This window comes from Natronobacterium haloterrestre, assembly GCF_900112205.1.
Classification (GTDB): domain Archaea; phylum Halobacteriota; class Halobacteria; order Halobacteriales; family Natrialbaceae; genus Natronobacterium; species Natronobacterium haloterrestre.
The window spans coordinates 134738-151312 of record NZ_FOKW01000003.1 but is presented as its reverse complement, the minus strand read 5'-3'; the positions used below and the strand labels follow the sequence as shown (position 1 = coordinate 151312).

The following is a 16575-nucleotide window of genomic DNA, read 5'->3' as shown; positions in this document are numbered from 1 at the left end:
TTATACGGATCATACCGCTCGAGCGCGGTATCGGCGGTTCTCGGGGCGTTCCGGGGGAGAACGGGACTGCTCGTTTCGGCAGCGTACGGGCGACGCTCGGCGAGCGGGCGATCCTCCAGAGGACCGACCGATCGCAGGACGGGACCCGGGTCGGAGACTCGAGTGGTCGGCGACGGCGGATCCGATCACGATCCAGCCCTCTCGACCGTGTACGCCGATCCTATCCGAACGGCGTCGTCGCTACGGAGACGTTTCGGCTGCGACGACGGATCAACGATACCGATAGTTTTTGACGACGGTCGTGATGTCTCGGAGCAACGACTTTCAGCATGTCAGCGATCGTTATCGACGATATCACCGCCGATGGCAGGAGTCTCGAGTGTGACGTGCGCCCGCGGGGACGGGTGGAACGGTTCTTCACGGGGGAGCCGTTCGAAGTCACCTACGACCGCCCGATCGAGGACGTCCCCGACGGCGTCCTCGCTATTCCGGTGCTCGCGAACGTCTGCCCCGTCGCCTGGGCGAACGGCGCGGACGTCTACGTCGAGGAGGTCGACGAGACCTTCGCCCACGCGCTCGAGGACGTCCAGGACGTTCTCGAGTCGATGTACGAGTTCATGGAGGGCGGCGACCTCTACGCCCGCCGGACGGTCGACCCGGACCCTACCGCGGCCGGCGAGAGTGCCCTCCTCTTTACGGGCGGCGTCGATTCGACCTGTTCGTACGTCCGTCACCGCGAGGAGACCCCCATCCTCGCGAGCATCCGCGGGTGGACGATCACGCCCGATCCCGCGGACGACGACGACTGGAACGACCTCCGGGATCGCGTCTCCGCGTTCGCCGCCGATCGCGGCCTCGAGACCGCGTTCCTCGAGACCAACGCCCTCGAGGCGCTCGACCACGCCATGCTGCTCGCCCATTACAGACACCGCGTCGACGGGGCCTGGTACAGTTCCGTCGGGCACGGCCTCGGCCTGCTGGGGCTTTGCGCTCCGATGGCGTACGTCCGCGGCGTCGAGGACGTGTACGTCGCCGCGACCCACTGGGAGGGCATCGACCTCGAGTGGGGGTCGTGCCCGGCGATCGACGACCGCGTCCGGTGGGCCGGCACCCGGTGTCACCACGACGGCTACGAACTCACCCGCCAGGAGCGGGTCGACGTCATCGCCGACTACGTCGAGGCGGAGGCCCCCACCCTCGAGCTACAGACCTGCAACCGGCGGATGGACGGCAACTGCGGCGAGTGCGAGAAGTGCTACCGGACGGCCGTCGGCCTCCGACTGTCCGGCCTCGATCCGACCGCACACGGCTACCCGTTCTCCCACGAGGAGTACGACGAGATCCGGCGAGCCATGGAACGCGGCGACTGGGAACTCGGCCAGGACGAGCGATACATGTGGGCGGACATTCGGGAGCGAGCCCGCGAGACGGAACCGTCGTCACCGGCCGAACGCCGCTTTTTCGAGTGGCTGGCCGAGACCGATCTCGAGGCGCTCGTCTCCGAGGCGGAGTCGCCGCTCTCCCACCGGCTCCTTCGTGCGGGCGCGCGGAACACGCCCTCGAGCGTCTACAACGTGGCCTACCCGACCTGGAAATCGATCCAGTCGGGACTGGATCGCGTACGCTCGCAGTAACCTCGGTGGGAACGCCGTCACCTCAGACGGGTCCCTGTCCCGATGGACCGGCGCACCCGCGGCCCGTACGGCGGGTACGCCGGAACTGACTCACAGTAACCCGTATCACTCGTCCCGGTCCGTGCCGCCGGGCCGGTTCGCGCCTCCAGCTCCCCCGCCGGGTTCGCCCTCGTCGATGTCGATCTCGAGCGGTTCGGTCTCCCCGCCGCGTTCGGCCCCTTCCTCGTCGTCCCCGCCGACCGGGATCTTGGTCCGGAGCTCCGACGCGAACGACTGGACCTGATCGACCAGCGTCTCCACCTCCTCTTCGAACCGTTCGACCGATCGTTCGACGTAGTGGACCCGCCTCGAGGGGATCCGTCGCACGATGTCGTTGCCCTCCTCGTCCTCGTCGGTCTTGATGATCCAGTGGTCCTGGAAGTACGCGACGTGCTCGTTCGGGACCGTCTTCCGGACCGTCCCCTCGTCGGGGTCCTCGTACACGATCGTCGCCTCGCCGAGGTCGCGCTCGAGTTCGAGGTCGTCGTCGACCATACGACGCCCACGCTCGCGACCAGTGTAGACCTCGTGCTTGCGAAACCGCCCGATTGAAGCCGGGACCGACGGGTCGGCCGTCCGCCCGGCTACCCCGCTACTCCATGTACCCCAGGCCCTTCAACCGATCCTCGACGTCGTCGAAGTCCTCGTCGACGTCGTCGTCGGTCTCGAGCCGCGAAACGTCGGACCGCCTGACCTTCGTGGTGGCCGGCTTCGCCTCCTCGTCGAAGGCGTCGAACAGCACCCTGCCGTCGGCGTTCTTCGGGACCGGTTCGCCGATCCCGTGTAGCAGCGTCGGCGCGACGTCGACGACGCGTGCGCCGCGCAGGGTCGCCCCTGCGTCGATCGATGGGCCGCGACAGAGGACGATCCCCGTGCTGCGGTGGCTCGCGGCGTAGGTTCCGGTGTCGCCGAAGGGCTCGTCGGCGATCGCGTTTCGCGACTCGTAGCCGTCGATCCCGTTGACGATCAGATCCGGCGACGACTCGTCGGTGGGGAACAGCTCCTCGCCGTCGTAGACCTGGAGCAGTTGGCGGCCCTCACTGTCGGTAACGGACTCGAACACCTCCGCTAGCTCCGCCTTTATGTCCGGGACGTTCTCCGGATCGACGACGCCGTTGTCGAACCGTGCGGTGTCGTTGATGTAGCAGTTGCCGGCGTCGTGGACGAAGGCCATGGTCCGCTCGTAGTCGACGTCGTAGAGGGCGTGGTCGCCGGGGATCTGCTCGGCGACCGTATCGAGCAATCGTCGCGGGAGCTTCGAGACGAGCACCTCCTCCGAGATGCCGACGCGCTGGAGCGCGTCCCGGATGCGGTCCCGGGAGATGCCGAGGCTCGCGAGCGCCCCCCGGGTCCCCTCGTCCTCGCGCCTGAAGAGGTACCCCTCCCGCTCGAGGATGTGGTTGACGTAGACCAGCTGCTCGATCTCCCCGAACCCGTGGTCCGAGACCACGTAGAGATCGGCGTCGTGACGGTCCGTGTACGACATCACCTCGCCGAGAACGTCGTCGAGCGACCGGTAGTGCTCGAGCAGCCGGTCCATGTCCCAGATGAGGTGCTGGAACCGGTCGGGGGCCGTGTAGACGAAGAAGAACAGCCGCCAGTCGTCGCCGGCGTTCTCCATCTGCAGGCGCATCAGTTCGCGCCGGTCCGCGAGCATCTCCGAGACGGCGGTCTCGAAGTCGTCCAGCCGATCCGCGTACTCGGGGTAATCGAGGCTGATCTCGTAGTCGGGGATCCGGCGGTCGATCTCGTCTTTGAGCTCCGGCGGGTGGGTGAACTCCCGCTCGGTCGACGGCGTCATCATCCCGGTCACCATCGTGCCGTCGATCTCACGCGCCGGGTAGGTCATCGGGACGTTCCCGACGTGGGCCGGCGAGACCTGCTCCCACAGCGGCGGCTGCTTCACGTCGTGACTGGTGTACATCTCGTGGGAGTATTCCGAAGAGAGGTTCTGGAAGCCGTAGATCCCGTGTTTGTCCGGCCAGACGCCGGTCGCGATCGACGGCCACGCAAGCGGCGTCGTCGGTGGCGTCGTGCTCTCGAGCGGGCCGGAGGCTCCTTCTTCGCGGAGTTTCGCGAAGTTGGGCAGCTCGCCCTCGTCGCTCCACCGCTCGATCAATCGCCACGGTACGCCGTCGAGGCCGAGTACGAACGCTCGCTGGGACGTGGGGGAAGATCCGCTCATGATTGCGAGAAACCTGCTGTCGTGGAGGTGACCCGATTGACGCTTTGTTATAAGGAGTGTTCAGGCGTGTCGGTCGCCCTGTCTGTCGTCGTTCGATGACCTTACCTCGGCCGTCCCGGGCGACCGCCGCTGTTAGCTCGGCCTACTGTTCGCGGCGACGACGTTCTCCGACGGAGGAGCTGTTGGGCGTCGAACCGGTTCGGTCCGTGGAACGACAGTCGAGCATCGCTCATCGTCCTCGTAACCGGCGGACCGTTCGTCACTCCACGCCGTAGCGACTCTGAAACGATCGTCTCGGGCCGCCTTGCTATCGAAAGGCGATCAATAACAAAACCGTTCGGTCCACAGACTGACGAGCATGAACACCGGTGGTGGGTTCCGTGGGTAGCGTCGTGATATCGCTCGACGCCGAACTCGGCTGGGGCTTTCACGACCTCGAACGACCGCCGCTCGAGCGGGTCGAATCCGGCCGTCGCGGCTGGCGTCGAATGCTCGATCTCTGCGCCGAGTTCGACGTGCCCGCGACGTGGGCAGTCGTCGGACACCTCATGCTCGAGTCCTGTGACGGCGTCCACGCGGATCATCCCACGCTCGACGGCTGGTTCGACCGCGAACGCGGCGAGTGGGCGGACCGCGAGGACCTGCGCTTCGCCCCCGATCTCGTCCGGGGTGTCGTCGACTCCGACGTCGATCACGAGTTCGCCAGCCACTCGTTCTCCCACGTCCTCTTCGGACGGCCGGAAACTGACCGTGAGATCGCACGGGCCGAACTCGAGCGCAGTCTCGAGGTCGCCGACGAGTGGGGTGAGTCGGTCGACTCGTTCGTCTACCCGCGCAACGACGTCGGACATCGCGACGTGCTCGCCGAATACGGGATCTCCGCGTACAGAGGGCGATCGCCGACCTACGATGGGGTTCGCGGATTGGTCGACTCGACGGTCCGGTCGCGGTCGATGCTCGTCCAGCCGACGGTCGACGAGTACGGCCTGATCGACGTGCCGGCCTCGCTGTTCCTGTTCGGGTTCGAGGGGCCGGTACGTACCGTCGCGGAGTCGATCTGGGAGGATCCGATGGTCGTCCAGGCTCGCCGGGGGATCGATCAGGCGGTGCGAAACGACGGCCTGTTCCACATGTGGCTCCACCCGAACAACCTCACTCGCGAGCGGGATGACCGGCGCATGCGGGCGATCCTCTCCTATCTCGATCGTCGCCGGACCGAGACCGACCTCGCCGTCGAGACGATGGGTGACGTCGCCGAACGGCTCGCCGTCGCACGGGGGATCGATGGGGGGACCGTCGCGGCCGACGGCGGGCCGGAGACGAAGACGGCCGACGACGACTAGTGGCGGTCCAGCCCGGACTGTCGCATCGAATCGGGCGGAGTGGTTCGATTCGACCCTGCAGTCGATGCCTGGACCATTACCGTGGCGGTCGGGACCGTTCGACCGTTGCTGACGCCTAATTCGGTAGGCCGACCGATCACCGCCAGCCACGGGAACGGCTACTCACACCCCCGAGGCTGTACGTCGCAGATAACAAAGCCCGCAGACGGCTCCCTCTCTGCCAGATGCTCTCGCTTTCGTCACCGTTCAGCCGGCGGACCGACTCGAGTACGCTCCGACTGGGGGTACTCGGGGTCGGAAATATCGGCATGGTACATCTGAAGTCGGCACGGGCGATGGCCGACGTCGAGGTCGTCGCCGCCGCCGACGCCGTTCCGGAGAACCGCAGGCGCGCCGAACGCGCCGGCGTGGCCCGGACCTACGACGACTACGCGGCGCTGCTCGAGGCCGAGGCCCTCGACGTCGCGGTCGTCGCGTTGCCGCCCGTCCTCCACCGCGAGGCGGTCGAACGGGCCGCCGAAGCCGGTGTCGACGTCTTCGTCGAAAAACCCCTCGCTCGCTCGACCGACGAGGCGGATCGACTCCTCGAGGCCGCGGCGGACGGGGCCATCGCGGTCGGCGTCGACCACACGCTGCGATACCAGCCCGATATCGTCGGCGTCGCCGAGGAATACGCGGACGGGACGGTCGGACACGTCCCCTACGCCTCGATGACGCGGCTCAACGACGGCCCGCTCGGCCGGCCGCCCGCCGACTCCGCCCCCGCGTCGTGGCCGCTGGACCCCGAGGCGGCCGGCGGCGGCTCCCTGCTCGAGCTCGGCATCCACTGTTTCGACGTCCTCGAGCACCTGTTCGGCGAACTCGAGGTGCGGAGTGCGTCGCTCGGCACGACCCTGGAGATCCCCGTCGAGGACGCGGCGACGGTGCTCCTCGAGGCTCCCGAGACCGGGACGACGATCACGCTGCACTGTGGCTCCTACCAGTGGGAGGAACTCCCCGAGGTGAACACCCGACTTCGGCTCGAGGGCGTCACGGGGACGATCAGCAACGAGGACCACCTGCCCGACAACTTCTACGTCGACGCGGCGAAGGAAGCCCTGAGGAACGTCGCGAGCCGCGTTACCGACGACGCGCCGACGGTGTTCGGCCCTACGTTCTACCTGCAGGCCCACTACCGGGCGCTCGAGGACTTCTGCGACGCGGTCCGCGCGGGCGAGTCGCCGCCGGTCGACGGCGAGGACGGCAGGCGGACGCTCGCGCTGGCCGAGCAGGCGTACGAACTGGCGGCCGAGGACGCACGGAAGCGCGACCGCGAGGAACCGTTTGAAGCGGAGGCGGACGCTCGCGACAGCGACCGAGACGGTGACCGGGACCAGGACGAAGCGGAGGTGACCCTGTGACCATGACCGTGTCCGGCGATCCGACGGTGCGCGTGACACGCGCCGACGGCGACGACGCCCGAACCGGCTGGACGCCGGACCTCGAGCGTCGACTCGACCGCTTCCGGCCTGCGGTGGCGGACCTGCTCGAGGGCGTCGAAATCGCGGCCGACGCCGACCGGGTGACGATCCTCCCGGACGCACACTACCCGTTCCATCCCTCCTCCGGGATGGTGACCGATCCGGCCGTGGTCGGCGCGGTCGCGGCGACGATCCGCCGGGAGCACCCCGACGCCGAGGTGTCCGTTGCGGGTGCCAGCGACGACCGAATCGACTTCGATCGCACGGCCGCCTACCTGGGGTATCGCGAGGCGCTCGAGCGGGCCGACGCGGACGCGGACCTCGTCGACCTCGCGGACGGGCGCCGGTCGCTCAGGACCGTCTCCGACGGGGATCGAGCGGTCGATCTCCGGATCCCGGAACGGCTCGTGGAGGGGGGCGTCGTCCCCGTGCCGACGCTGCGGCCGACCGAGGCCGGGACCGTGGCGGGCGGGATGCGGGCGATCGCTCGGGTCGTCGGCTCCGGCGGCTCCACTGTGGCGGGACCCGACGAAGACCCGGCGGCCGTCGTCGGCGCGGTGCGAACGATCGATCCCGCCTGGACGGTGGTAGACGCCGCGACGACCTACGGCGGGCGTCCGCACGCGTCCGACGTCCTGCTGGCCGGGCCGACGACCGCCGTCGACGCCCTCGGCGCGGTGTTGCTCGACCGGGACCTCCCGGCGGACGACGCGCTGTCGGCCGCCCTCGAGGGGGACGACGCCTCGATCACCGTCTCCCCGATCGGCGACGTGCCGGACCTCGAGACGCTCCGGGAACGGATGCCCGACGGCGAGTTACCACCCGCCGACGACACGCACCCGGCCGTCTCGGTGGCCTACCGGCTCTACGCCGCCGTGGGGGACGACGCCGTGCCGCCGCAACTCGAGGCGAGACGATGACTGGACGAACCGCCGCAGTCACCGGCGCGACCGGCTTCCTCGGGAGCCACCTCTGCGAGCGGTTGCTCGCGGACGGCTGGGCGGTGCGCGGGCTGAGCCGACCGAGTTCGGACCGCGGTCGCCTCGCCGACTCGGACGTCGAGTGGTACGTCGGCGACCTCTTCGACGGGCCGACGCTGCGTTCGCTCGTCGACGGCGCGGACGCGGTCTTTCACCTTGCTGGCGTCGGCCTCTGGAGCGCCGATCCGGACACCGTCGTCCGCGTCAACCGGGACGGCACGGCGAACGTCCTCGAGGCCTGTCGGGGCTGTGAGGGCGAGGTCGGCCGCCTCGTGTTCACCAGCACGGCGGGCACCCGCCGACCAGGGAACGGCGACGCCTTCGCGGCCGAGGGAGACGTCGCGGACCCGATCGGTGCCTACCAGGAGGGGAAGGCGGCCGCGGAGCGGCTGGTCGATCGCTACGCGGACGACGATGCCGGCGACGCGGTCACGGTCCACCCGACCTCGGTCTTCGGGCCCGGCGACGAGTCGTTTACGCCGCAACTACTGGCGATGGGCCTCGAGCCGACGATGCCGGCTCACCTCCCGGGCGGGTTGAGCATCGTCGGTGTCGACGACGTCGTCGACGGCATCGTGCGGGCCTACGAGCACGGCGAGGCCGGCGACCACTACATCCTCGGCGGCGAGAACCTCACCTACGATCGGGCGGTCCGGCGGATCGCCGACGCGGCGAACGGGACTGCGATACCGGCACGGGTCCGCGTTCCCGCGACCGCGATCCGTGCGGCCGGCCCCGTCGCGGAGACGGTCGGGGCGGTCGCGAACCGGCAGGTCTTCCCGTTCAACCGCGACATGGCCCGCCTGGCGACCGAACGCCTGTTTTACACCTCGAAGAAGGCCAGCGAAGAGCTCGGCTACGAGTACCGGCCGCTGGAAGCTCACCTTCCCGAGACCCTCGAGTGGTACCGGAAGGAATTCCGGGACTAATCCCCCGTAACGGCCTCGAGGACCGGCTGTACGGTTCCTATTACAAAGCCCGGAGCGACCCTTGACGAACCCGATGCGGATTCTGGTCTTCGCGAACACGCCTGCACACGTCCACCTGTACCGCCACGCCGTCGATCGACTCGAGGACGCCGGTCACGAGGTCCTCGTACTGACCCGGGAGTACGCCTGTACGACGGACCTACTCGAGTTCTACGGCCTTCCTTATCGTCGCTACGGCGAGCACGACGTGGCCGCCTCCTCCACGGCGACGATCGCGCGCGAACTCGGCGGGCAACTGGGTTCGATCGTCCGCGAGGCGCTCCGGTTCGGGCCGGACGTCGTCTTCGGCCGCGGCCCCTACGCAGCCCTCGCGGGCACGGTCGCTCGAGCGCCGACCGTGCTCGTGCTCGACGACGAACCGGGCGATTTCAACCACACCGTCTCGCGGCCCTTCGCCGACTGTATCCTCTCGCCGCGGGTGACCCGTCGGGACCTCGGCGATTCCCACTACACCTTCGACGGCTTCAAGGAGTGTGCGTATCTCCACCCCGAAATCTTCGACGCCGACGGCGCGGTCCGCGAGTACCTCGGCGTCGGCGAGGACGAGCCCTACGCGCTGGTCCGGTTCAACGCCCTCGACGCGCTCCACGACGCGGGCCTCGAGGGGTTCACCCGACGGCAGCGCCGGGACCTGATCGATCGGTTGAGCGAGCGTGCGACCGTCTTCGTCTCGGACGAGGGCGGCGAGATGGACCTGCGGAACCTCCCCGCCAGACCGTACGACCTCCATCCCGCGCTCATCCACGACGCGATGGCCGAGGCGTCGCTGCTGATCGCCGACACCGGGACGATGGTCACCGAGGCGGGACTGCTCGGGACGCCGGCACTGCGGTACCGGGGGACCGACGATCACGAGTACGGCGAGTTCCGGGAACTCGAGCGAGTTGGCCTCGCCGAACAGTTCGACGGCTACGCCGGGGTCCGGGACCGCGCGATAGAGTTACTCGCCGACGACGGGGCCGACGCCCGCTGGCGACGACGGCGCCGGACCTACGTCGGCGACCTCGTGAACCTGACCGACCTGCTGGTCGACGTGGCGGAAGCGGCGGGCGACCTCGAGGAACTCGAGCGCTCCTCGAGGGCGGCGCTGCAACCGGCGTCGGTCACGGCGTCGGAGCGTCCGTAAGTCGTCGCTCGCCCTCTACTCGTCGGTCGTTCGACCCCCGATCAGCCCCAGGGTCTGCATCGTGGGGAGGTGCCAGCCGTAGGTCACTGCGGCCAGCCGGGTCCCGACGGTCACGACCGCACAGAGCGCCGCGGCGGTGGTACCCGCCGCGCCTACGGTGACCGCCGCCCAGTACGCGCTCCCGCCCAGGACTGCACAGCTCGCGTAGAAGTCGTCGAAGAGGATGAACGGAGCACGATCGAGGAGGATGTCGGCGACCGCGCCGCCGCCGACCGCGTTGATCGTTGCGATCGCGACGACGCCGAACGCCGAGACGTTCGCTTCGGTCGCGACGATCGCGCCGGTCGTGGCGAAGGCCGCGAGTCCGACGGCGTCGGAGACGAGCGTGATGGGGTGGGTGTCGGGCGACGACAGGACGGCGCTCAGGCCGATCGCCAGGCTGACGCCGATCAGCCCCAGCGCGATCTCGATCGGCGACTGCAGCGTCAGCGGCACCCGGCTCACGAGGAGATCGCGGGTCACTCCGCCGGCGAAGGCCATCGCCAGCCCGACGACGGCGATCCCGAACAGATCGAACTCCTCGCGGATCGCCTTCGAGGAGCCCACGAGCGCGAACGCGATCAGGCCGACCGTGTTCATGACGGCGAACGGGTCACCGAACGCGACTGCGACGAACTCCCGGATCACTGCCCGCGGGTACGGGAGGGGGCCTCTTGAGCACTGTGCCCTCCGCAAGGGCCGCCGAGAGCGCCGCAACGGCACTCGAGGGTCGGTCTCCGATTGCCCCCGGTTCTCGGCGGCCGGGAGCGGCTGCTACTCGTTCTCGGCCCTCCCCGCGGAACGCACCGCCCTCACCCCTCCCGGGCGATCGAGAATCAGTCGAGGGGTCGATTCCGTTCGGCCCGCCCGGTCGCCGTCGACCCCTCGAGTTCCCGGCTCGAGTCGGTCTCGACTGCCGGCGGCGACGTCGACCCCGAACGAGCCACGGAGTCCGCGTCGGTTTCCGTGTCGTACTCGTAGCGAGTCACCTCGAGGTGTTCGCTCTCCTCGGCGTCCATCCGGATCGCGGTGGCCAGCGAGCAGACCCCGAGTAGCATGGTCGCGAAGGAGGCGACCGACTCGGCGAGGGCGTCCTCGCCGCGGAGCAGTCGCCTCATCGCACCCGCAAGTCCCGCCGCGCCGCCGGCCATCCCGGCCGTCCCGGTGCCGTAGAAGACCACGGCGGGGTGGAACCCTTCGACGACGTAGCGGCGCTTGAGCCGCCACAGGAAGCTTTGCAGCAGGAGGAGGGAGACGTACCGGACGAACGACGTGTACTCGATGCTGCTCTCCTCGTCCCCGTAGACGGCCGACATGGCGACGTCCGCCACCCGTAGTCCCTCGACGTTCAGGTGCGTGAGGATGTGGTTGAGGAAGCCGTACTCGTCCGTGATCTCCTCGAGGTCGAGTTCCTCGATCGCCTCCCGCGAGATGGCGGTGTAGCCGTTCTGCGGGTCGCCGATCGTCCAGTAGCCGGACGCGAACTTCGAGAGGCCGGTGAGCATGGCGTTGCCGACGAACCGGAACGTCGACATTCCTTCGCGGTCCTCGGGGTAGAGCAGCCGGTTCCCCTTCGCGTAGTCTGCCTCGCCGGTGACGACGGGGTCGATGATCCGGTCCAGGATTTCGGGGTCCATCTGTCCGTCACCGTTCATCACGGCGACGACGTCGATGCCGTCGGCCGCGGCCCGCCGGTAGCCGGTCTTGACCGCCGTGCCGTAGCCGCGGTTCTCGTCGTGCCGGATGGGGACGACGCGTCGCCCGTCACCGCCGTCTGCGACCGCCAGTTCGTGACCGGGCTCGGTCGACTCGTTGATCCGCTCGGCGACCCGGGTGATCACCTCCCAGCTATCGTCGGGCGAGGCGTCGTCGACCGCGTAGATCCGGTCGACGAATTCGGGGACCGTCTCGATGACCCGTCCGACGAACGACGCTTCCTGGTAGGCCGTGACCACGACGGCGATCGATTTACCCTTGTACATCGTTTCCTCCATCGGTTCTGCTGACTTCGGTCGGGTCCGCGCTCGTATCCGGTGGCTCTCGAGGGGCGTCGTCGGCTCTCCCGGCCGGGTTCGGCCGCGGCGCGCGTCCCGACGCGGACCCCGCGAGCGTGTACTCGCGGTGATCCGTTTCGGCGAGGTCGACGGCGTCCCGGCCGTCGACGACCACCATCGGCTCGAGGGAACCCCACTCGAGGCGGTCGAACTCCTCGTGAGGGGTCACGAGGACGGCGGCGTCGAACGACTCCGACTCGAGGTCGTCGATCCCAACGGGACGGGCGCAGTAGTCTGCGGGATCGACGAGCGGGTCGACGCCGGCCACGTCCGCGCGCCTGTCGTGCAGTTCGTTGATCACGCCGAGCGCGGGCGACGCGCGGGTCTCCTCGACGCCCGGACGGTAGGTGATCCCGAGCACGACCACCGACGCGTCCGCGAGGTCGGTTCCTTCGGCCGCGAGTTCCCGCTCGAGGCGGTCGACGACGACGCTCGGCATGGAGTCGTTGACGCGCCGGGCGGTCCGTGTCAGGTCCATCGGCTCCCCCGCCCTGGACAGCAGGAAGTGCGGGTAGTACGGAATGCAGTGGCCGCCGACGCCGGGGCCGGGGTCGTGGAGCTGACACATCGGCAGGTCGTTGGCCGTCCCGATCGCCTCCCGGACGGAAATCTCGAGTTCGTCCGCGAGCCGGCCGAGTTCGTTGGCCAGGGCGATGTTGACGTCCCGGTAGATCCCCTCGAAGACCTTGACGGCCTCCGCGGTCGTCGCGTCGGAGACGGGGTGGACCTCGTTGTCCGTGATCTCGTCGTACAGCAGGCTCGCGGCGCGGGTACTCTCCTGGTCGATCCCGCCGACGACCTTCGGATACTCCCCGCGGATGTCCCGCAGGGCGGTGCCGGAGGACGTCCGTTCTGGACAGAACGCCAGCCCGAACTCGTCCGGATCGAGACCGCTCTCGCTCGCCAGGTGGGGCTCGAGAACGTCCCGGCAGGTGCCCGGCGGCAGCGTCGACTCGGCGATCACCAGATCGCCCGGCGACAGTCCCGCAGCGATATCGTTTGCGACGGACTCGACGGTCGCGAGGTTCGGCTCGGTCTCCTCGTCCAGTAGCGTCGGGACGATGATCACGTGGACGCGAGCGCGGTCGGCCGCGGCGGGGCCGTCGGTCGTCGCCTCGAGTCGACCCTGCTCGACCTGTTCGGCGACGAGGTCGGCCAGCCCGGGTTCGCCAACGACGTGGCTCTCGCCGGCGTTGACGGTCTCGACGACCTCGGGATCGACGTCGACGCCGGTGGCGTTGCCGGTCGTTTCGGCGTAGACGGCCGAAAGCGGCAGTCCCATCTTTCCGAGGCCGTAGACCGCGACCGGCACGTCGCCCTCGAGCAGGCGCTCGCGCTGTCGGGACTCGGCGAGCGAGGAGTCGTACAGCGGGATCGGTGCGTCTTCTGGGTCGGTATCCGTGGCATCCACGGCCATCAGATCTCCACCTCCCGGTCCTGGCTCGGATCCTGCGCTCGCTCGCGATCGGGCTCCTCTTCCCGACTCGCGCGGTCGCCGTCGACCAGCGAATCGATCGTCAACACCGTCTCGAGCGCCTCGATCCCGTCTTCGGGGGTGACCTCGGGCTCCGTCCCCGTCCGGACGGACTCGACGAACGACTCGAGTTCGTGGCGCAGCGGCTCGCCGTTGTCGATCCGCGGGCGCTCGACGACGCTCTCGTGGCGGTAGCGGTTCTGCCCCTCGTCGTTGACGTACTCGGGGTAGGAGTCGCGGTGGATCAGCACGGACTGCTCGAGGAAGTCCACCTCGACGAAACACTCCCGGGCGGTCACCGAGAGCTTCCGGACTTTCTTCTGGGTGACGCGGCTCGCGGTCAGGGTGGCGACGACGTCGTCGTACTCCATCGTCGCCGTCGCGTACCGGCCGTCCGGGGTGCCCATCGCGGCCACCGAGTCGGGCGAGGCCCCGAGCAGCGAACCGACGATATCGACGTCGTGAACCATCAGGTCGAAGACGACGTTCCCGGGGGCCGTCCGGTCGATCGGCGGCCCGAGCCGTTCGGCCTCGAGGCTGATGACCTCGAGGTCGTCGATCAGGTTGGCCATCGTCCGTACCGCCGGATTGAACCGCTCGATGTGGCCCACCTGGAGGACGAGTCCGCGCTCGTGAGCCGTGCGGGCCAGTTCCCGGCCCTGTTCGACGGTTTCGGCGATCGGTTTCTCGACCAGGACGTGGACGTCCGCCTCGAGACACTGCGAGACGACCTCGTGGTGGGCGGACGTCGGCACCGCGACGGTGACGACGTCACACCGCTCGAGCAGCGTCTCGAGGGGGACCGAGTCGGTGCCGTACTCCTCGGCGACGCGTTCGGCGACGTCGGCGTCGTGATCCGAGACGCCTGCGAGGGAAACGCCGGGGAGTTCGCTGTAGACGCGCGCGTGGTTCTCGCCCATCGCACCGACGCCGACGACGCCCGCGCGGACAGCCCGCGACGTCGGCGTGGACGGAGAGGGTTTGTGTTCGCTCATTCGTAGTGTTCGTAAACTGCATCGACGACCGTTCGGCGATCCGATTCGGAGACGCCCGGGTGGACGGGCAGGGAGAGGACCTCGTCGGCCGCCCGTTCGGCCTCGGGGAACCGCGCCGCGGCCGTGCTGACGGTCTCGTAGGCCGGCTGGCGGTGGATCGGCGTCCCGTAGTAGACCGCGGTGTCGACGCCGCGGTCCTCGAGCGTCCCTGCGAGGGCGTCCCGGTCGTCGCTCCGGATCGTGTACTGGTGGTAGACGTGTCGGTAGCCATCCGGCGCCGTGGGCGTCTCGACCGGCAGTTCGGCGAGTTCCTCGTCGTAGTAGGCCGCGTTCTCTCGCCGTGTCTCGGTGAACTCGGGCAGGCGCTCGAGCTGGTGGCGGCCGATCGCCGCCGCGGGGCTGGTCAGCCGGTAGTTGTGCCCGAGTTCGACGTGGTCGTAGCCGCCAGTGCCGCTCTCGGCCCGCCCGTGGTTGACGTACCGGGTCACCCGCTCGGCGACGTCCTCCCGGTCGGTCGCGACCGCGCCGCCCTCGCCCGTCGTCATATTCTTCGTCGGATAGAACGAGAAGCAGGCCGCGTCGCCGAGTTCGCCGGCCCGTTCGCCGTCGACCTCGGCCCCGTGAGCCTGGCACGCGTCCTCGAGGACGAACAGGTCGTGGTCGTCCGCGACGTCGACCAGCGCCGGCACGTCCGCGGGCAGACCGTAGAGGTGGACCGGCAGGATCCCGACGACGTCCGACCGGTCACGGACGACCCGCTCGACGGCCTCGGGATCGAGCGTGTACGTCTCGGGGTCGATATCGGCGAAGACGGGTTTGCCGCCGGCGAGCCGGATCGCGTTCGCGCTCGCGACGAACGAGAACGGGGAGGTGACGACGGCGTCGCCGTCCTCGACGCCGAACGCCTCGAGCGCGGCGTGCAGCGCCGTCGTCCCGTTCGACGTCGCGACCGCGTTTTCGGTCCCGCAGTAGGCGGCGAACTCCTCCTCGAAGGCCCTGACTTCCGGACCGTCCGCGAGGGCGCCGTCCTCGAGGAGCGAGACGACGCGTTCGACGGCCGCCGGGCTGACGTCGGGATCCGCAATCGAGACACCGTCTGAGTCGGCGTCCGCCTCCATCCCCTCGACGTCTACGGTTACCTCGACCTGCGGTTCCGACCTACCTCCGGGATTCGCGTCCGATTCGGCCTCCTGCTCGGTATCGGTATCGGTATCGGTATCGTAATTCGTGTCTGTCATGCGATCTGGTTCGTCCCACTCAGCGGTTCGGGCAGCGGTCGGGTGGTCGCCGGCGAGCCGACCGCGAGGCTATCCGGGGGCACGTCCTCCGTCACGACGGAGCCGGCAGCTACGAACGAGTTCTCGCCGATCGTCACGCCCGGCAACAGCGTCGCGTTCGCCCCGACCGACACCCCCGTCTCGAGGGTCGGCCCCTCGAGGTCGGTATCGACCCGGATCGGGTACTGGTCGTTCGTCAGGACCGCACCGGGACCGACGAAGACGTTGTCCCGGATGGTCGTCTGGGTCGGGACGTAGACGTTCGTCTGGAGGCTGACGTGGGAGCCGATCGTCGTCCGGCCGTCGATGACCGTCTTGGTGCCGACGAGGACGTCGTCGCCGATGGTGGTCGCCTCCCGGACGAGGACGTCGTGGCCGGTCGTGAATTCGTCACCGATCGTCACGTTGCCGTAGACGATCGACCCGGACCGGATCGTGGCTCCGTCGCCGATCCGCGTCGGCTCGTCGAACTCGCCGTGGCCTACCGTCGCGTCGTCCGCGATCGTACAGTCGTCGCCGCGCACGACGGGTCGCTGGCTGCTCATCCGCTCACCTCCGTTCGTCCGCTACTGATCGGTCGACTCGCGCGCCGGGTCGGGCGCGGGCGCGGCGGTCCCGTCGTCCGTCCCTGAACTCGTAATCGTCGTCGTAGTTGGCGCTGTGTCATTGGTTACTCGATACCCGGGTGGGAATCGTCCTGATACAGCGGGTAACGAGGTTTTGTTATCCCCGACCTGACGGGTCCGTAGCCACGAACTACAGGGCTCGTAACCCACGTCTGCCCGACCCCGCAAGCGAGCGTCGCTCGTCCCCGGCACCGGCGGTTCGAAAGTTTCCGATCGCTGAACCGTCGGATTAGGCGTCTGTCACGAGCTCTAACGGGTACAATTCGATTTCGATCGGGTAGCCGAGCGATAGTAAAGGGAACCCGTATGGCACTCGGTGGTGTGAGGTATCCGAACACCCCCGATCGACAGTCG

The 16575-nt window shown here is 68.8% G+C and carries 14 protein-coding genes; 6 read left to right on the top strand and 8 right to left on the bottom strand.

The annotated features are described in order from the left end of the window. Positions 1–329: 329 nt before the first annotated feature. Positions 330–1634, top strand: coding sequence for a hypothetical protein (locus tag BM113_RS07315; protein ID WP_089786675.1), 1305 nt, complete (start codon positions 330–332; stop codon positions 1632–1634). A gap of 105 nt (positions 1635–1739) precedes the next feature. Here the strand turns inward: BM113_RS07315 and BM113_RS07310 are convergent, their stop codons facing one another. Then, on the bottom strand, positions 1740–2168 hold the full coding sequence (locus BM113_RS07310) for a hypothetical protein (protein ID WP_089786674.1): 429 nt from the start codon (positions 2166–2168) through the stop codon (positions 1740–1742). Positions 2169–2265: 97 nt separating this feature from the next. After that, positions 2266–3858: an alkaline phosphatase family protein gene (locus BM113_RS07305; protein WP_089786672.1), complete on the bottom strand. Its 1593-nt coding sequence runs from the start codon at positions 3856–3858 to the stop codon at positions 2266–2268. A 380-nt stretch (positions 3859–4238) separates the two neighbouring features. Here BM113_RS07305 and BM113_RS07300 point away from each other — a divergent pair, with 380 nt between their 5' ends. From BM113_RS07300 to BM113_RS07280, 5 genes are all read left to right on the top strand, one after another. Then, positions 4239–5201, top strand: a complete 963-nt coding sequence (locus BM113_RS07300) for a polysaccharide deacetylase family protein (protein WP_089786670.1) — start codon at positions 4239–4241, stop codon at positions 5199–5201. A 224-nt stretch (positions 5202–5425) separates the two neighbouring features. Then, positions 5426–6601, top strand: a complete 1176-nt coding sequence (locus tag BM113_RS07295) for a Gfo/Idh/MocA family protein (protein WP_089786669.1) — start codon at positions 5426–5428, stop codon at positions 6599–6601. Between the two features lie 2 nt (positions 6602–6603). Continuing rightward, entirely contained in the window at positions 6604–7581 is a 978-nt protein-coding gene (locus BM113_RS07290; protein ID WP_089786667.1) for a DUF362 domain-containing protein, read from the top strand. Then, a complete protein-coding gene (locus tag BM113_RS07285; RefSeq protein ID WP_089786665.1) occupies positions 7578–8570 on the top strand; it encodes an NAD-dependent epimerase/dehydratase family protein in 993 nt (330 codons plus the stop codon). Before BM113_RS07290 ends, BM113_RS07285 begins: the two co-directional genes overlap by 4 nt. A gap of 73 nt (positions 8571–8643) precedes the next feature. Then, the gene (locus tag BM113_RS07280) at positions 8644–9756 is read left to right on the top strand and encodes a DUF354 domain-containing protein (protein ID WP_089786664.1); all 1113 of its coding nucleotides are present in this window, start codon (positions 8644–8646) and stop codon (positions 9754–9756) included. 15 nt (positions 9757–9771) lie between these two features. Here BM113_RS07280 and BM113_RS07275 read toward each other — a convergent pair whose 3' ends face one another. The 6 genes from BM113_RS07275 to BM113_RS07250 all read right to left on the bottom strand — a co-directional run bounded on the left by BM113_RS07275 (position 9772) and on the right by BM113_RS07250 (position 16140). Beyond that, positions 9772–10443 (bottom strand): trimeric intracellular cation channel family protein, encoded by a 672-nt coding sequence (locus BM113_RS07275; protein ID WP_089786662.1) that lies wholly within the window; start codon positions 10441–10443, stop codon positions 9772–9774. Positions 10444–10631: 188 nt separating this feature from the next. After that, complete coding sequence (locus BM113_RS07270) at positions 10632–11777, bottom strand: glycosyltransferase family 2 protein (protein ID WP_245758001.1); 1146 nt, start codon at positions 11775–11777, stop codon at positions 10632–10634. After that, the gene (locus BM113_RS07265) at positions 11764–13266 is read right to left on the bottom strand and encodes a nucleotide sugar dehydrogenase (RefSeq protein ID WP_089786659.1); all 1503 of its coding nucleotides are present in this window, start codon (positions 13264–13266) and stop codon (positions 11764–11766) included. The genes BM113_RS07270 and BM113_RS07265 overlap by 14 nt, the downstream gene beginning before the upstream one ends. Continuing rightward, positions 13266–14318: a Gfo/Idh/MocA family protein gene (locus BM113_RS07260; protein ID WP_089786657.1), complete on the bottom strand. Its 1053-nt coding sequence runs from the start codon at positions 14316–14318 to the stop codon at positions 13266–13268. The genes BM113_RS07265 and BM113_RS07260 overlap by 1 nt, the downstream gene beginning before the upstream one ends. After that, positions 14315–15556, bottom strand: a complete 1242-nt coding sequence (locus BM113_RS07255; RefSeq protein WP_089786655.1) for a DegT/DnrJ/EryC1/StrS family aminotransferase — start codon at positions 15554–15556, stop codon at positions 14315–14317. Before BM113_RS07255 ends, BM113_RS07260 begins: the two co-directional genes overlap by 4 nt. After that, complete coding sequence (locus BM113_RS07250) at positions 15553–16140, bottom strand: acyltransferase (protein WP_007142939.1); 588 nt, start codon at positions 16138–16140, stop codon at positions 15553–15555. The genes BM113_RS07255 and BM113_RS07250 overlap by 4 nt, the downstream gene beginning before the upstream one ends. Between the last annotated feature and the right edge of the window lie 435 nt (positions 16141–16575).